The 16483-nt window shown below is 64.6% G+C and carries 15 protein-coding genes and 1 tRNA gene; all 16 read left to right on the plus strand.

Features of this window, described 5'->3' with window-relative positions; translation table 11 throughout:
• Positions 1-377 precede the first annotated feature (377 nt).
• The 16 genes from QMG52_RS04585 to QMG52_RS04660 all read left to right on the plus strand — a co-directional run bounded on the left by QMG52_RS04585 (position 378) and on the right by QMG52_RS04660 (position 16470).
• Positions 378-4016 (plus strand): Rne/Rng family ribonuclease, encoded by a 3639-nt coding sequence (locus QMG52_RS04585; RefSeq protein ID WP_283559379.1) that lies wholly within the window; start codon positions 378-380, stop codon positions 4014-4016.
• 397 nt (positions 4017-4413) lie between these two features.
• On the plus strand, positions 4414-5961 hold the full coding sequence (gene thiD / locus QMG52_RS04590) for a bifunctional hydroxymethylpyrimidine kinase/phosphomethylpyrimidine kinase (RefSeq protein WP_283559257.1): 1548 nt from the start codon (positions 4414-4416) through the stop codon (positions 5959-5961).
• A gap of 408 nt (positions 5962-6369) precedes the next feature.
• Entirely contained in the window at positions 6370-6678 is a 309-nt protein-coding gene (rplU, locus tag QMG52_RS04595) for a 50S ribosomal protein L21 (RefSeq protein WP_283559380.1), read from the plus strand.
• Positions 6679-6728: 50 nt separating this feature from the next.
• On the plus strand, positions 6729-6992 hold the full coding sequence (gene rpmA / locus QMG52_RS04600) for a 50S ribosomal protein L27 (RefSeq protein ID WP_283559258.1): 264 nt from the start codon (positions 6729-6731) through the stop codon (positions 6990-6992).
• A 206-nt stretch (positions 6993-7198) separates the two neighbouring features.
• Entirely contained in the window at positions 7199-8809 is a 1611-nt protein-coding gene (gene obgE / locus QMG52_RS04605) for a GTPase ObgE (protein WP_283559259.1), read from the plus strand.
• Positions 8799-9959 (plus strand): glutamate 5-kinase, encoded by a 1161-nt coding sequence (proB, locus tag QMG52_RS04610; protein ID WP_283559381.1) that lies wholly within the window; start codon positions 8799-8801, stop codon positions 9957-9959. Before obgE ends, proB begins: the two co-directional genes overlap by 11 nt.
• 25 nt (positions 9960-9984) lie before the next feature.
• Positions 9985-11265, plus strand: coding sequence for a glutamate-5-semialdehyde dehydrogenase (locus QMG52_RS04615; protein ID WP_283559260.1), 1281 nt, complete (start codon positions 9985-9987; stop codon positions 11263-11265).
• A gap of 153 nt (positions 11266-11418) precedes the next feature.
• Positions 11419-11664: a hypothetical protein gene (locus QMG52_RS04620; protein ID WP_283559261.1), complete on the plus strand. Its 246-nt coding sequence runs from the start codon at positions 11419-11421 to the stop codon at positions 11662-11664.
• Positions 11665-11722: 58 nt separating this feature from the next.
• Positions 11723-12331, plus strand: a complete 609-nt coding sequence (gene nadD / locus QMG52_RS04625; protein ID WP_434612438.1) for a nicotinate-nucleotide adenylyltransferase — start codon at positions 11723-11725, stop codon at positions 12329-12331.
• Positions 12332-12338: 7 nt separating this feature from the next.
• A complete protein-coding gene (locus QMG52_RS04630) occupies positions 12339-13178 on the plus strand; it encodes a hypothetical protein (protein ID WP_283559262.1) in 840 nt (279 codons plus the stop codon).
• Between the two features lie 28 nt (positions 13179-13206).
• Positions 13207-13653, plus strand: a complete 447-nt coding sequence (gene rsfS / locus QMG52_RS04635) for a ribosome silencing factor (RefSeq protein WP_283559263.1) — start codon at positions 13207-13209, stop codon at positions 13651-13653.
• A 30-nt stretch (positions 13654-13683) separates the two neighbouring features.
• On the plus strand, positions 13684-14364 hold the full coding sequence (locus QMG52_RS04640; protein WP_283559264.1) for a histidine phosphatase family protein: 681 nt from the start codon (positions 13684-13686) through the stop codon (positions 14362-14364).
• Between the two features lie 136 nt (positions 14365-14500).
• Positions 14501-14576 (plus strand) — tRNA-Ala (locus QMG52_RS04645).
• A gap of 279 nt (positions 14577-14855) precedes the next feature.
• On the plus strand, positions 14856-15164 hold the full coding sequence (locus QMG52_RS04650) for a nucleotidyltransferase family protein (RefSeq protein WP_283559265.1): 309 nt from the start codon (positions 14856-14858) through the stop codon (positions 15162-15164).
• A gap of 396 nt (positions 15165-15560) precedes the next feature.
• Positions 15561-16043, plus strand: a complete 483-nt coding sequence (locus QMG52_RS04655) for a hypothetical protein (RefSeq protein WP_283559401.1) — start codon at positions 15561-15563, stop codon at positions 16041-16043.
• A complete protein-coding gene (locus QMG52_RS04660) occupies positions 16033-16470 on the plus strand; it encodes a YchJ family protein (protein WP_502920449.1) in 438 nt (145 codons plus the stop codon). The genes QMG52_RS04655 and QMG52_RS04660 overlap by 11 nt, the downstream gene beginning before the upstream one ends.
• Positions 16471-16483 lie beyond the last annotated feature (13 nt).

Genomic DNA, 16483 nt, shown 5'->3' on the forward strand with positions numbered 1-16483 from the left:
GACCAGGGCGCGGGCCGTTCAACGGCGCTGGAATACGGACAGCCGGGCGTCCCGTATGAGACAATGAACTTGGCTGGCGCCCGATCCATATGCGGGTTACGGTCCAATCGCAAGCTTTCAAGCTCGCCGGTGACGCACCGGGAGCGGACGGGGTGAAGATACCCGCCGTGTTCCGATATCCACCGCGCGGCCCCTGCTGGGCAGACCACCAGCGGGAGAGGGAACATGCAATTGGCTTTCGAGTGATGCCGCACCCCAATGATGGTGCGACCTTGAAAGTATCCAGATGACTTCTGTCAACGCCCGCGGGTTTTGACTATTTCGCCCTCCTGGGCGCCGGATGTGGCGACGCCTCAAGGGCTGGAGTAATGCCACAGATGGATAAAGACCAGACGTTCACAGGGACCGACGCGGCAGAGGATGCCGCAGTACCGGCAGACACCGAGGCAGAACCAGCGGTGAAGCGTGCGGTGCGCAGCCGACGCAAGGTTGTCACGACGGACAACGGCGGGACGAACCCCGTGGAGCCGGGTGCGGCGGTGGCCGAAACCGCCCAGGCCATGCAGAGCTCGGAGAGCGTTGAGGGCTCAGGCCTTGCGGAAACCACGGAGGCTGGCCCCGTGACGGAGGCGTCGGTGCGGAAAGCATCGGTGCGGCGCAGCCGGGCGAGGAAGGTCACCGGCCCGGCAGCGGCCGATAACGGCGCAACGACCCCCGTCGGGATGGCCCCGGCACAGACGGTGCTGGTGCTCCCCGAGGTGACATCAGAGACGGCCGGCAGCGCGGTTGCTGCTCCCGTGGAGCGTTTCTCCCCTGCGGTTCCGACAGCCGAAATTCCTACGGCGGTTCCTGCCAACGGGATTCCCACAGTGGTTCCGTCCGCCGGAATCTCGGCAGGCGGAACTGACGGAACCGGCGAATCCGCCGCGAAGGCGCCGAAGCGTCCGGCCCGCCGCCGTGCTTCCTCGCCGGCAGCCTCCCCTGCCGTCACGGTTGCCACCGGTCCGGCCGAGCCCGCCGCTCATCCTGCTCCCGCCGCTCATCCTGCTCCCGCCGCTGTTGCGGTTTCAGCTGAGCCGGGCGCCGGCGCTGTGGCTGCGGAAGCCGTCGTACCTGAAGAAGTCTCCGTGCCCGCAGCACCAGATGACGCCGCGCCGGCGACTGCGCCTGACGCTCCTGCGACTGGCGGGCCTGCGACGTCCGCGGGCGCGCCTGCGGCGGCACCGACTGCAGCAGACGCAGAGTCCGCGGCCGCACCCGCTGCGGAGCCGACGCAGAGCCCGCTCTTCCTGACGCCGGGCCTGTCGGTGCTGTTCCAGGCCCCGGACCTAAGTGCCGTGGTTGTTCCGGCCTCGACCAAGATCGCCGACGCCGCCGACTCCACCGACGAGGACGAAGATTCTGAGACCAGCGAAAGCGGCCGTCGACGGCGCCGCGGCCGGACCCGTCGGGGACGCTCCGAGGACACCACTGATGAAGGCACGGATTCCGCCCGGACCGGTGACGATACCGGTCAGGACAACAGCGACAAGGGAGCCGACGGCGTAACCTCTCGTCGCCGTCGTCGTCGTCGCCGCGGCGATCAGGACCTGGAACTGACCGGCGGCACCGATGAGGACCCGCCCAACACGGTGACCCGCGTCCGTGCCCCGCGGCAGCCGTCCGAGGCTCCGGTCTCGAACAAGGTCACCAGCCTTCGCGGATCCACCCGGCTTGAGGCCAAGAAGCAGCGCCGGCGCGAATCCCGCGACACCGGCCGCCGCCGCCAGGTCATCACCGAGGCCGAATTCCTGGCCCGGCGGGAATCCGTGGACCGCACCATGATCGTCCGCCAACGCGACGAACGGATCCAGATAGGCGTGCTCGAAGACGGCATCCTCGCGGAGCACTTCGTCTCCAAGACGCAGCAGGACTCGCTGATCGGCAATGTCTATCTTGCCAAGGTCCAGAATGTGCTGCCAAGCATGGAAGCCGCCTTCGTGGACATCGGACGCGGACGCAACGCCGTGCTGTATGCAGGTGAGGTCAACTGGGAAGCCTCCCGGTTGGACGGGCAGGCGCGCCGGATCGAAAACGCGCTCAAATCAGGGGACTCCGTGCTGGTCCAAGTGACCAAGGACCCTGTCGGCCACAAGGGCGCGCGGCTGACCAGCCAGATCTCGCTGCCGGGCCGTTACCTGGTCTACGTCCCGGGCGGTTCCATGACGGGTATTTCCCGCAAGCTCCCCGACGTGGAGCGGAACCGGCTCAAACGGATCCTGAAGGACCATCTGCCGGAAAACGCCGGCGTCATTGTCCGTACCGCGGCCGAGGGCGCCAGCGAAGAAGAACTCACGCACGACATCAACCGGCTGCGCGCGCAGTGGGAAGGGATCGAGGCGCAGGCCACGTCGACCAAAACGCTCGCTCCGGAAATGCTGTACGGCGAACCAGACCTGACCATCAAGGTGGTCCGCGATGTCTTCAACGAGGACTTCAGCAAGCTCATGGTCTCCGGCGAAGAGGCATGGGACACGGTCGAGGCCTATGTGACGTATGTGGCCCCGGATCTGGTGGATCGGCTGGAGAAATGGACCAAGGGCGAGGATATCTTCGCCGCGTTCCGCATCGAGGAGCAGATCGCCAAAGCATTGGAGCGCAAGGTGTTCCTGCCTTCCGGCGGCTCCCTGGTGATTGACCGCACCGAGGCAATGACCGTCGTCGACGTCAACACCGGCAAGTTCACCGGTTCCGGCGGAAACCTCGAAGAAACGGTCACCAAAAACAACCTGGAGGCGGCCGAAGAAGTTGTACGGCAGCTGCGACTGCGAGACATCGGCGGCATCATTGTCATCGACTTCATCGACATGGTGCTCGAATCCAACCGTGACTTGGTGCTCCGCCGGCTGGTCGAGTGCCTGGGCCGGGACCGGACCAAACATCAGGTGGCGGAAGTGACGTCGTTGGGCCTGATCCAGATGACGCGTAAGCGGATGGGTACGGGGCTGCTCGAGGTGTTCGGCGAGCAGTGTGAGGCCTGCGCCGGCCGCGGCGTCGTTACGCATGAGGTTCCGGTGGAACACCGACGCCCGCATACGGCGACGGCGGAACAGCACCTTCCGTCAGCCCGCAATGAGCAGCCGCGGCAGGAACCGGCCCGCTCACCGCGCGAGAAGAAGCGCCGCAGGGGCCAACAGGCCGTTGAGACCGAGATATGGGATGCGCCGGTGAACGAGCCGGTCGACGCAGAGCGACAGGCCAAGGCGACGGCGGCCCGGGCCGCCCTGGCCACGATCGCCGCGGCCACCCATGCCGCGCATCATGAGGGCGCAGAGCATCAAACCGCCGTGCAGCCCGACGGCACAGGACGGCAGTCGGCTGTACCGCGGCAGGACGACCGGAGCACATTGGGACAGCGCCAGCTGGACCAGAACCGGCAGCCGGGCAAATCGCAGGCAGCGGACGCTGAATCGGCGGGCACCTTCGCCGCGAATGCTCCGTCGGGGGATGCGCTACCCGGGAATGCTCTACCCGGGAATGCTCTGCCCGCGAACACGGCGCCCGGGAACGCGCTGGCCGCCGGCGCGGGCAGCCCGGCCGCGTCTGTGCTGAATATCGGCGGGGAAGCAATTGAACTGCCGCACGGCACGAGCGGGCAGCCGGGGTCCCCGGTGGATCCGTCGCAGGCCCTGGCCGGTCTCGCCCAGGTTCTCGATCACCTGTCGGAGGGACCCACCGGGGAGGTCCCGGATCATTCGGGCCTGGACGCAAACGGTCAGCCACTGCGCACCCGTGAACGCCGCGGCCGCCGTAACCGCGGCGCCAGCCGCGCACAGGGATCGGCCAACGCGAACGAGGTCCAGCAGCGTACATCCGGGACCACACGGCAGGCCAATTCCTCGGATATTGGAGCTCCAGGACATTCCGTGCATGTTCCGGCCAAGCCCGCCCAGGCTCCCCAGTCCGCAGCGAAGAACGCAGCGAAGACCACCGCGCCGATCATTCTCGGCGTTGGAGTGCCGGCCTCCGAACTGTAGGCCTTCCGCTGCATACCTTCCGGCAGACATGCAGGCGTGATTAATGCCCCGGCAACCCCGCGAATACCCGCGGGGTTGCCGGGGTGTTGCCTGTGGCCACCATTTCTGTCGGTGCGGCAGAACCGTCACGGGGCTCGCTAAATTGCTGTGAGCTATATCGTTGTGATCAGGGCGGGGGACCGCGAAGCCCTCGGCCTGAACATCGCCGGTCGTCGGATTTTCTCGGTTTTGCAGTCGTCCGGAACCTTCACTAACGGGCGCGGCTTCAAGGCTGGCAGGACGAGGCGGCGGCATCGGCTAGTGTTGGTTTCCGACACGGGGTGCCGCGCCAAAGGGCCGGTTGAGATCCAGACCCGTTGAACCTGCCCGGTCAGCGCCGGCGAAGGGATGTCCGTCCATGCGCAGCAACCAGCAAAACAACCAGCAGGCCAGCCAGCAGCACCGCAGCCCGGATCCGCGGCCCGCTCTGAACCGGGTGCCGCGCGTGCTCAGCATCGCCGGCTCCGATCCTTCCGGTGGGGCAGGCATCCAGGCGGACCTGAAGAGTATTGCGGCGAATGGCGGCTACGGCATGGCTGCCATCACGGCCTTGACGGCGCAGAACACCCGGGGCGTTAGGTCGGTCCATGTTCCCCCCGTCGGATTTCTCAAGGAACAGTTGGACGCCGTCACCGAGGACATTGAGATCGATGCGGTCAAGATCGGCATGCTCGGGGACGCTGACGTGATCGACACGGTCGCCCGATGGTTGACACGGACCCGGCCCTCCGTCGTCGTTCTTGATCCGGTGATGGTGGCCAGCAGCGGAGACCGTCTGCTGCCGGCCAATGCCGAGCATGCGCTGCGGGAGCTCCTGCGGCAAGCCGATCTGATCACGCCGAACCTCCCGGAGCTTGCCGTGCTGGTCGACGAGCCGCCGGCACGCAGCTGGGACGATGCGCTGGCGCAGGGCAAGCGGCTGGCGGCGGGCAGTGACGTGCGCGTGCTGGTCAAAGGCGGGCACCTGGACTCGCAGGACTGCCCGGATGCCCTGGTGTCCCCGGACGGCTCGGTGCACCAGTTCAGTGCGTCCCGCGTGCGCACCCGCAATACGCATGGCACCGGCTGCTCGCTTTCCGCCGGCCTCGCCACGGTGCAGGCGCAGCTGGGGGACTGGCCGGCCTCCCTGCAGCGTGTCAAGGCGTGGCTGCAGGGTGCACTGGAGCACGCGGACGAACTCCAGGTCGGCGGGGGCCACGGCCCGGTCAATCATTTTCAGTCGCTCTGGGCGCACCGGCCACCGGCAGACGGCGATTTCTCAGGCCAGTTGTGGCAGGAAATCGCCGGCGTGCGCCGCGACATCTTCGGGTTGGACTTCATCAGGGCCTTGGGCAACGGCAGCCTGCACAGGCGGCACTTCGAGTACTATCTGGCCCAGGATGCGCTGTATCTCAACGGGTACTCACGCGTGCTGGCGCGGGCCAGCGCCCTGGCGCCGACCGAGGAAGAACAACTTTTCTGGGCCAACTCGTCCCGGCAGTGCCTGCTGGTGGAGACAGAGCTGCACCGCAACTGGCTGGGCGGCCAACTGGCGGATGCAACGCCGGGCCCGGTGACCAAGGCTTACCTTGATCATTTGCTCGCGGCCAGTGCCGGCGGCAGCTATGCGGAACTCGTGGCGGCCCTGCTGCCGTGTTATTGGCTGTATGCGGACGTGGGAGCGACGCTGCACGCCCAGTTCCGTGCGGACCAACCGGCCGACGACGGCGAGCACCCGTATGCGGCTTGGCTGAGCACCTACGCGGATGAAGACTTCGCGGCCGCCACCCGGAGGGCAATCTCCATCACGGACCAAGCTGCACGGAACGGCTCGACGGGGGAGCGGGAGCGGATGCGGCAGGCGTTCGGCGGCTCAGCCCGCCTCGAACTGGCATTCTTCGACGCGCCGAGGCTGTATTCCCAGTAGTGCCATTCCCAGTAGCGCGATCGCCCATACCGCGATTCCCCGCGGCGCGCCGGGCAGCCTGTCGCGGGAACCGGGCGCATTCGGGCTATGCTTACGAAGCACGGTTCCGGTGACGGGGTGATGCGGTTCCACTTGGTGGCGTCCTCACATACAGTCTCCGAGGACCAGTCTCATTTGCGGCCGAGGGTAGATTTAGCGTATTCTTGATCTTCGGTGCTTACGCCAGTACAGGGCATTTACTCCTTTGAGAGGTCCTCGGCGTCGAGGCACGGTGCGAAAACGCGAAGTGTTCATGAAACTGTTGATACGGCAGGAACAGGGAGCGGTGAGCACAGCTGGTATCCGGTCACGATCTTCCGGGTCCGCACGCAAACTTTGTAATAAACGTCGAGAGAAGTGAGTTCCACAGTGGTGTACGCGATTGTCCGCGCAAGCGGCCGCCAAGAGAAGGTTTCCGTTGGAGACTTCGTAACCCTGAACCGCGTCCCCGGTGGAGCCGGTAGCACATTCGAGCTGCCCGCTTTGCTCCTGGTTGATGGTGATAAAATCACCTCTGCCGCGCAGGACCTGGCTGAGATTAAGGTTACGGCTGAGATTCTGGAGGATCTTCGGGGACCGAAGATCGTTATCCAGAAGTTCAAGAACAAGACCGGCTACAAGAAGCGCCAGGGTCACCGTCAGGAACTGACCAAGGTAAAAATCACCTCGATCGCGTAGTTGCGATCCCGCGGTTTAGTCGTCTTTAGTCGAAAAGGTAGGCATTTCAAATGGCACATAAAAAGGGTGCGAGTTCCACTCGCAACGGCCGTGACTCTAACGCCCAGTACCTGGGTGTAAAGCGTTTCGGTGGTCAGGTAGTTTCCGCCGGCGAGATCATCGTCCGCCAGCGTGGAACGCACTTCCACCCAGGCGCCGGGGTCGGTCGCGGTGGCGACGACACGCTGTTCGCGCTGATGGCAGGTGCTGTTGAATTCGGCACCGCCCGCGGCCGCCGGGTCGTGAATATCGTTACCGCTGCCGCTGCGCAGTAGCAGCAAGGACGGTAACACCAAACGCTTTTCGCAGTGGAGCGGGCCGCTTGGCTCGCTCCACTGGCTTTTAACTGCAGCGTTTGCTTTAACCGCAGCATCTGTTTTAACTGCGGCGTTTGTTTCAACTGCGGCGTTTGATTTGCATGAATTGCTTTACTGCCCGCGGATAGAATTGCCGCAGGGCAGAACTACTCAAGGAGAATCCATTGGCCAGCTTTGTTGACCGGGTTGTAGTGCACGTATCCGGCGGGTCGGGTGGCCATGGCTGCGTCTCGGTCAAACGGGAAAAATTCAAGCCGCTGGGTGGGCCCGACGGCGGCAACGGCGGCAACGGCGGCGACGTCATCCTGCGCGTTTCGGCCAACACGACCACGCTACTGGACTATCACCACGCCCCGCACCGGCACGCCAGCAACGGCGGTCCCGGCATGGGTGACTGGCGCAACGGCAAGACCGGCGAGACCCTGATCCTCGAGGTTCCGACCGGAACCGTCGTCAAGAGCAAGGACGGCGATGTGCTGGCCGATCTGGTGAGTGAGGGCGCCGAATATATCGCTGCCGCCGGCGGCCAGGGCGGACTGGGCAACTCCTCTTTATCCTCACAGAGGCGCAAAGCCCCCGGATTTGCGCTGCTCGGCGTCCCCGGCGACGCCGGAGATGTGGTCCTTGAGCTGAAAAGCATCGCCGATATCGCGCTGGTCGGATTCCCCTCCGCCGGTAAATCGAGCCTCATCGCCGCGATGTCCGCGGCGCGGCCGAAGATCGCCGACTATCCGTTCACCACGCTGATCCCGAACTTGGGCGTTGTCCAGGCCGGGGACGTTCGCTTCACCATCGCAGACGTGCCCGGGCTGATTGAGGGTGCCAGCGAGGGCAAGGGACTGGGACACCACTTCCTGCGCCATGTCGAGCGCTGCGCGGCCCTGGTGCATGTGCTGGATTGCGCGGTGCTCGAATCCGACCGTGATCCGCTCAGCGACCTCGCGATCATCGAGCAGGAGCTGGACCGTTACGCCGTCGACATGAGTTTTGCTGGTTCGGACGGCGAGGTCGTTCCGCTGAACGCACGGCCCAAGCTGGTCGCCCTCAATAAGATCGACACCAAGGACGGCCGCGACATGGCCGAATACGTCCGGGGCGATCTCCAATCCCGCGGCTACAAGGTCTTTGAAATCTCCGCAGTCAGCCACGAGGGCCTGCGTGAATTGGGCTTCGCGATGGCCGAAATTGTCAAAGCCGCCCGCGAGGACGTTAAGGCCGAGGCAGCCCGGGTGGCCGTTCCGGTGCTGCGTCCCCGGGCCGTCAACGACGGCGGATTCACCATCCGCCGCGAGGAAAAGAATCTGGAGCCGCTGTTCCGTATTCTGGGCGCTAAGCCGGTGCGCTGGGTGCTGCAGACTGACTTCAACAATGAGGAAGCAGTCGGCTATTTGGCGGACCGGCTGGCCAAGCTCGGTGTGGAGGATAAACTCTTCAAGGCCGGGGCCACGCCCGGAGTCACGGTCATTATCGGCGAGGGTGACGGCATGGTCTTCGATTGGGAACCCACCATGATGGGCGGGGCCGAGCACCTTGCATCCCCGCGCGGCACCGACATCCGGATGGCGGATTTCGGTGACCGGCCGACCCGTACCCAAAAGCGCGAAGAGCAGCAGGAGCGCAAGGATGCCAGGGCGGCCACGCGGGTGGAGCTGGAGGCCGAGCGTAAGTCCGGTGTCTGGACCGGGACGCCCGGGCCCGGCAAGAAGGCTGCGCCGCTGCGTGAAAGCCAGCTGGTCGAGGATGGTGCACTGGACCACGACGGCGATGACTCCTAAGGCGCAGCTGGAGCCGGGGCGTCCGGCGGCAGCACAGCTGCGGGACCGCTCCGGGCTCGCCACCGCCGGCCGGATCGTCGTTAAGGTCGGCTCGTCGTCCCTTACCACCGTGGCCGGCGGAATTTCTGAGCGCGCTCTGGTGTCGCTGGTGCAGGTGCTGGCCGAACGCCGACTGCAGGGCACCGAGGTGATTCTGGTCTCTTCCGGAGCGATCGCCGCCGGACTGGCTCCGCTCGGGTTGGCCCGACGGCCCAAGGACTTGGCCACCCAACAGGCTGCGGCCAGCGTGGGCCAGGGATTGCTGATGGCCCGGTACAGCCAAGCGTTCGCCGCGCACGGTGTCACGGTCAGCCAGGTCCTGCTGACGGCGGAAGATCTGACCCGCCGGACGCAGCACGTCAACGCCCACCGCGCTTTGGAACGGCTGCTGCACCTGGGCGTCGTGCCGATTGTGAACGAAAACGACACGGTGGCCACGCACGAAATCCGCTTTGGCGACAACGACAGGCTCGCGGCATTGGTTGCGCACCTGGTCAAGGCCGAGGCACTGGTGCTGCTCTCCGACGTCGATGCGCTCTATGACGGGCCGCCGCAGCACGGGGCGCAGCGGATCAGCCACGTTGCCGGACCTGCGGATCTGGCAGGCGTGACGATCGGTACCGCCGGTAAGGCCGGCCTCGGCACCGGCGGGATGGCCACCAAGGTCGAAGCGGCCGCCATCGCCGCTGATACCGGCATCCCCGCGCTGGTGACATCCGCGGCCAACGCGGCCGCGGCGCTGGCCGGCGCCGACGTCGGCACCTGGTTCAGCGTCAATGGCGCGCGCCGCCCGGTGCGTCTGCTCTGGCTGGCTCATCTGGCCGATATCCGCGGCACGCTGACGCTCGATGACGGCGCCGTTAAGGCCGTTCGAGAGCGGCACAAGTCCCTGCTGCCGGCTGGCATAACGGCTGTCAGCGGCAATTTCGAAGCCGGTGACGCCGTCGAACTTGCCGACTTGAACGGAGTGGTTGTGGCGCGCGGACTGGTCAACTATGCGGCCGCCGAACTCCCGCAGATGCTGGGCCACGGCACCAAGGAGCTGGCCCGGGCGCTGGGCCCGGAATATGAACGCGAAGTTGTTCACGTTGATGATCTGGTACTGCTCTGAGACACGCTTGGCCTAAACTTGTGCCATGACTGAGCTGGCTGTGGAACAGAATGTGACCGAAGCGGTGTACGCCATCGCGGACCGGGCCCGGACGGCATCGCGCCGGATGGCGCATGCCAACCGCTCCTGGAAGGACCGGGCACTGCTGGCGATCGCTGCCGCCCTCGGGGAGCACCGCGGCCGGGTGCTCGCGGCCAATGCCCTGGATCTGGCCCGGGGACGGGGTGACGGAACATCCGCTGCCATGCTCGACAGGCTCACTCTGACGGAGGACCGGATGGCAGGGCTTTCCCAGGCGCTGGAAAATCTTGCGTCGCTGCCGGATCCCGTGGGCAACGTGGTCCGAGGTCAAACCCTGCCCAACGGCCTGCGGATGCGCCAGGTGAACGTCCCGTTGGGCGTGGTGGCAGCCATCTACGAGGCACGGCCCAATGTCACCGTCGACATCGCCGGGCTCGCGCTTAAAAGCGGCAACGCCGTCATCCTTCGCGGCGGCAGTGCCGCCGCGAAGACCAACGAAGCACTGCTGGGCATCCTGCGCGACGCGCTGGAAGAGTCCGGGCTTCCCGCCGACGCCGTGCAGAGCGTTGACCGCTACGGCCGGGAAGGTGCGGACGCTCTGATGCGCGCACGCGGCCGTGTGGACGTGCTCATTCCCCGCGGTGGCCGGGATCTGATCCAGTCGGTGCTGAACAACGCGTCCGTACCGGTGATCGAGACGGGCGAGGGGAACGTGCACATCTTCATCGACAAATCAGCGTCCGCCAAGATGTCGGTGGACATTGTGCTCAATGCGAAGACCCAGCGCCCCAGCGTCTGCAACACGGTGGAGACTTTGCTGGTCCACAGCGAAGCCACCGTGCTGCCGGAGGTCCTGACAGCGCTTTCCGCCGCCGGTGTCCGGCTGCACGTGGATGAACGCATCATGGCGGCCCTGCCCGCCGGACTGAAAGCCGTGCGGGCCGACGATGAAGACTGGGGACGGGAGTATATGGACCTCGATCTGGCCGTGGCCATGGTCGACTCCCTGGACCAGGCGGTCAGCCACATCCGTCGCTGGAGCACAGGCCACACCGAAGCCATCCTGACCAACGATCTGGCGAACGCGGAGCGGTTCATCGCGGAGGTGGACTCAGCCGCAGTGATCGTCAACGCCTCCACCCGGTTTACCGACGGCGGCGAAATGGGGTTGGGCGCCGAGGTCGGCATTTCGACGCAGAAACTCCATGCCCGCGGACCCATGGGTTTGACCGAGCTGACCACGACCAAATGGATTGTGCAGGGCGAAGGTCAGGTCCGGAGCTAGTGTCAGGATTGTTTGGGTAATGCCCGACGGCGGCGCCCGGAGCGTCCGGGTGCCGGCGGCGGCCCGTTCGCGTAACATTAGCTTCAGGACACACCACCGACGGTGCGGGTGCATTCCCGGAATGTACCTGCCATTGATACTTAGGGGAGAAATATGTTGACCCAGCTTGCTGGCGTTCTCGCAGCTGCCACCGAACATGAGGAAAAAGCGCCGCTGTTGATGCCGTGGTGGATGTTCGGCGTGTCGATTTTCGTCGTTTTGCTGGTGCTGATGTTTATCACCCTCTCCTTCACCAATATGGGTAACCGGCACACCGCGGTCGATGAGAGCGCCGATCCGCACCGCCAGCACACGAACAAGCACGACCATGGCGAGGGCGAAAAGATTTCCCATTCCTGACATATCGCCATCCGCACAACCGGTGAACGGGTCCGCGCGTCGCTTCCGACTGGGCGTCATGGGCGGGACCTTCGACCCTATTCATCACGGTCACCTCGTCGCTGCGAGTGAGGTCGCCGCCGTGTTTAATCTCGACGAGGTTGTTTTTGTACCCACCGGGCAGCCATGGCAGAAGGATAGACAGCAGGTCAGCACGCCGGAACACCGCTACCTGATGACGGTTATTGCGACGGCATCCAACCCGCGGTTCACGGTGAGCCGGGTCGATATCGACCGGCCCGGTCCCACCTTCACCATCGACACGCTGCGGGACTTGCGCCGGATGCGTCCGGAGGCTGATCTGTTCTTCATTACGGGCGCGGACGCCATGGCACAGATCATGTCCTGGAAGGAAAACGACGAGCTGTGGTCGTTGGCGCACTTTGTTGGTGTGACGCGTCCCGGCCACGTCCTCGACGGCATGGGCCGCTCCGACGTCAGTTTGTTGGAAGTGCCGGCAATGTCAATCTCGTCCACCGATTGCCGCAATCGCGTCCAGGAACAGAACCCGGTGTGGTATCTGGTCCCCGATGGAGTGGTGCAGTACATCGCGAAATACGGGCTATACCTTGAATCAGGACACAACGGTGTGGGTTCCAATCAACAAGTGAGTTCCAGTACTGAATGAGTAGCAAATGAGCAAGGAATCAGACCCGGTGCCCGGTCGCAGGGAAGGCAGACCCGCGCAAGGTCCTTCGGAACAGCCGAGCGCCGCTGCCGTTGACCAGGGCCCTGTACTGCCGACCCGGCGTGCCCTCCGTTTGGCCCGGCTGGAGGCCGAACGCGGAACCTCTTTCGGCGACACCTCTTCCCGGGGCGCCGGTCCGGCCGTGGAAAGTTCCTTGAGCGTCGAGGAAGCAGTCGCGGCGGCTCACGCATTGGTCGAGGACGCGCGCGAGCAGATTGACAACCTGCCGGCCGCCGCGACGGCCGATCCGCTGGCCGTGGATCCTGACATCATGGCTCAGCAACGTGCCATGGCCGAACGCGCCGAGGTGCTCAACCGGCACACCCAGGCCAGGGAGTGGCCGGCGCAGGACAGCACCCAGAGCAACCCACCAATCAGTGATCCGGCAGCTGCCCACAATCTGGCCATGGTGACCCCGCTGGAGTTTATCCGCGTGCCTGGCATCGACAGGCCCGTCATGCGGCCGCCGACCACCTCCCATATTCCCGTGGTTTCACGACTGATGCCGCTTACGCGCACCGGGCCCGCGTCGTCTCCGGCTGTTCCTGCCGCGGATGTACCGGCACAGTCGCCCACCCGGGATCAGCTGCCGGCTGCTGCATTCGAGCGAACCGAAAGGCCGCCGCTGCCGGCAGGAAGCGCTAACGGTCTGGAGCCGCTGGACGCCGTAACCGCGGGCTTGGGACGGCTTCAGCGCAACAGACTGATCCTTTGGGGCGCAATTTTGATAGCAGCCGTGGCTCTTATCACCGGATTTATATTGATCATTACCGGACTGGCCCGCTAGGCCACACCGCCCAACCAGAAGGAAATCAGTGACCGCAACAGAAAGTTCCGTCGCCATCGTCAGGGCAGCCGCCCGGGCAGCCTCGGACAAGCTCGCCCTGGACATCATTGCCTTGGATGTGAGCGACGTACTGGCCATCACGGACATCTTCTTCATCGCGTCCGCGCCCAGCGAACGGCAGGTGAACGCCATTGTCGACGGCATCGAAGAGGAACTGATCAAGGCGAACCTTCGCCCGGTCCGCCGAGAGGGCCGCTCCGGAGGCCGTTGGGTTCTGCTGGACTATGCCGAAGTGGTGGTCCACGTCCAGCACGAAGAGGACAGGATCTTCTACGCGCTGGAGCGCCTCTGGAAGGACTGCCCCGTCATTGACCTGCAGCTTGAGGGCGAGGACACATCCGCGAAGGCGGATGCCCAAGGTGCTGCGGAGGCCGGATCCGCTGCCGCCGATGGATCAGCGGACCCGGCAGAGTAGCACCCGGACCACAACGTGAAGAGTTCAGGATTGTCACAATCCGCCGGTGAACGCCGGCGGATTGTGTTCTGGCGCCACGGGCGGACCCGGTGGAACGCGCAACGCCGCTTTCAGGGCCAGGCGGACATAGCGCTCGACGACGTTGGCCGCGCGCAGGCGGACAAGGCAGCCGCTCTGCTGGCCGCCGTCGGGCCTTCCCTCATCGTCTCGTCGGATCTTCGGCGTGCCCGGGACACCGCGCAGGCCCTGGCGGATCTTACCGGGCTGGAAGTTGGAACGGATGTACGGCTGCGGGAGACCTATGCCGGAAAGTGGCAAGGCCTGACGTTCGAGGAGATCGCCGAACGCTATCCGGATGAGGTACTGCGCTGGGAGCGGGATGAGGGTGGAGTGCGGGCCGGCGGGGGCGAGACCCGGGTAGAAGTGGCCGAACGCATGAGAGGGGCGGTTCTGGCCGCGCTTAAGGGTCTGGAACCGGGAGGGACCATGGTCGTCACCACGCACGGGGGAGCGGCAAGGGTGGCCATCGCCCGGCTGATGGGACTCCCCTACGTAAACTGGGCCTCATTGTCCGGGCTGTCCAACTGCAATTGGTCCGTGCTGGAGGAACCTGACGGCGGCGTGATTGGGGGACCAGACGGCCTCTGGAAGCTGACTGAACACAACGCGGGCACTCTTCCAGAACCGCAGCTCGAACCCGTCGAAAATTAGCAGTCGGTTCCCGGCCCGACTTTAACCCACCGCCGTGCGGTCAATACGCCGATTTGGTATCTGGGGATTTACTGTTCTAAGATTGAAAAGTTGCTCCGGCGAGGTCGTAAAACTCCGAAACGAAGCAATAGAGATTGGGGCTGTGGCGCAGCTGGTAGCGCACCTGCATGGCATGCAGGGGGTCAGGGGTTCGAATCCCCTCAGCTCCACCAAAAAACCGCTGGAACTCAAGGAAATTGAGAGTTCCAGCGGTTTTCTTTTCGTCCGGGTTTCAAGTGCAACCGTCCCGTACTATGTCAACGAGATATGGTTGTCCTCATGGAGCCGTCCCAGCAGATCTCGGAAGCGCGCGCGACTGAGCCAGTCAAAACTTGCCGAAGTCAGTGGGGTTGCGCAGCCGAACGTCTCCGCCTGAGGCTGGGGTACGTGTGCCGCGACCGGAGACTTTGGCAACAATCCTGAAGGCAACGCGCCTGCGACCATCTCTCACTATGGACGCTCACAGTGCTGAGATTCGCCAAGCCGCCGTCCGAAACAGACTCTCTAAAGTCAGAGTTTTCGGCTCCTGCGCAACGGGTGCGGACACGCCGGACAGTGATGTTGATTTGCTGGTCCATGCACCCATGGGCGTTACGCTTCTCGACGTTGCCGGATTCCAAGCGGAGGCGGAAGACATCTTGGGTATTCCTGTAGACGTCATTACTGACGGCAGCAGCGGCTACGGGATGGCTCGCATCCTCACAGAGGAAGCGTCGAGGAAGTTGTTATCTGGGAGACTATTCGCACCAGCATTCCGGTAATCGGTCAACTAATCCAGACGGCATTCGGTAATCGGCATCCGTAATATCAGCAGGCGGAGGCCGGCCGCTTCGAATGGTCTCAGCTCCACTGTTAGTTAGGTCGCGTCGGGGTCGCCATCCGTGTCGGCGCCCGGGTCGGCGTGGAAATACCTGCCGTAGCCGGTGGAGTCGGGTCCGCCGCTAACAAGGCATCGGACAGGCCTGTCCGGATAAGTTCCTGCGACGAGTCAGTAGGCATCCGTCAGCCGTACGTTGACGAACCTAAGCTGTCTACGTTTCGTTGACGCCCCACTCCTGCTGACCTGAGCAAGGCATAGCCAATTGCATGGCCTTACCGCCCGTTCTGCGCTTTACTGGGGCTATACCTATTGTGGTCAACGGAATGAGGCGGATCGTATGGATACAACTGCGGTGATCTGGATAATCGTCGTCGTGATCGTCGTCCTGATAATTTTGGGACTCCTGATTTTCTTGGGTCGCAGGCGAAAGGTCACAGCGGATCGGCAACGCGCCGGAGAGCTCCGCGAGTCGGCGAAGAACGATGAGTTCAGCGCCCGCGAAAGCGAGGCGAAAGCCGCCAGGGCCGACGCGGACGCAAAGGAAGCGGAGCTCAACGCCGAAAAACTGCGGAGGGAAGCAGGCCGGCGTCAGGACCACGCCCAGACCGCGCGAAGCCGTACCGAGGAACAGATCAGGGAGGCGGACAGGGTTGATCCCGACGTCGATTCCCACGGTCGACGGACCGCTCCAGAGGCCGGGAATTCGGCCCCCAAAGAGGCAGTGGAGAGGGAAGGCAATTCCGTGCGCCCGGACGACAGGCAGATGGGGCACCAGCTCCCGCCGGAGACCAAGGGATCCGAGGACCGGCATCAAGACTAAAGGCGACTCCTACGAAAAGACTCCAGACGCCGCTTATCCCGACGCGGACGCCAGGTGCCCGTGCCTCAGCGGCGAGACCTATGGCGCGTGTTGTAAGCGCTACCTGGAAGGAGACGAGCCACCGCCCACAGCCGAGTCACTGATGCGTTCGCGCTATACGGCCTTCGCCGTCGGCGACACTGCGTACCTGCTGCGGAGCTGGCACCCGAGCAGCCGTCCCGAGCAATTTGAGCTCGATTCGAGCCTGCGCTGGTACCGGCTGGACATCCTCTCCACAACGGCCGGCGGCCCGCTGGACACCGAAGGAACGGTGGAATTCCATGCCTATTTCAAGCACGACGGCGGCGCTGGCAGTCAGCGCGAGTTCAGCCATTTCGTCCGGGCCGGCGGGCGCTGGCTATATCTCGACGGCGTAGTCGCCTCCTGATCGGGTCACGGAA

The sequence above is a fragment of the Paenarthrobacter sp. PH39-S1 genome (assembly GCF_030063245.1).
In the GTDB taxonomy this organism is placed as follows: domain Bacteria; phylum Actinomycetota; class Actinomycetes; order Actinomycetales; family Micrococcaceae; genus Arthrobacter_M.

Coding starts and splice junctions, on each gene's coding strand:
- QMG52_RS04630 (WP_283559262.1), top strand. CDS start 12,339: ATGAGCAAGGAATCAGACCCGGTGCCCGGTCGCAGGGAAGGCAGACCC.
- QMG52_RS04615 (WP_283559260.1), top strand. CDS start 9,985: ATGACTGAGCTGGCTGTGGAACAGAATGTGACCGAAGCGGTGTACGCC.
- thiD (WP_283559257.1), top strand. CDS start 4,414: ATGCGCAGCAACCAGCAAAACAACCAGCAGGCCAGCCAGCAGCACCGC.
- proB (WP_283559381.1), top strand. CDS start 8,799: ATGACTCCTAAGGCGCAGCTGGAGCCGGGGCGTCCGGCGGCAGCACAG.
- QMG52_RS04620 (WP_283559261.1), top strand. CDS start 11,419: ATGTTGACCCAGCTTGCTGGCGTTCTCGCAGCTGCCACCGAACATGAG.
- nadD (WP_434612438.1), top strand. CDS start 11,723: ATGGGCGGGACCTTCGACCCTATTCATCACGGTCACCTCGTCGCTGCG.
- QMG52_RS04650 (WP_283559265.1), top strand. CDS start 14,856: ATGGACGCTCACAGTGCTGAGATTCGCCAAGCCGCCGTCCGAAACAGA.
- QMG52_RS04585 (WP_283559379.1), top strand. CDS start 378: ATGGATAAAGACCAGACGTTCACAGGGACCGACGCGGCAGAGGATGCC.
- rpmA (WP_283559258.1), top strand. CDS start 6,729: ATGGCACATAAAAAGGGTGCGAGTTCCACTCGCAACGGCCGTGACTCT.
- QMG52_RS04655 (WP_283559401.1), top strand. CDS start 15,561: ATGGATACAACTGCGGTGATCTGGATAATCGTCGTCGTGATCGTCGTC.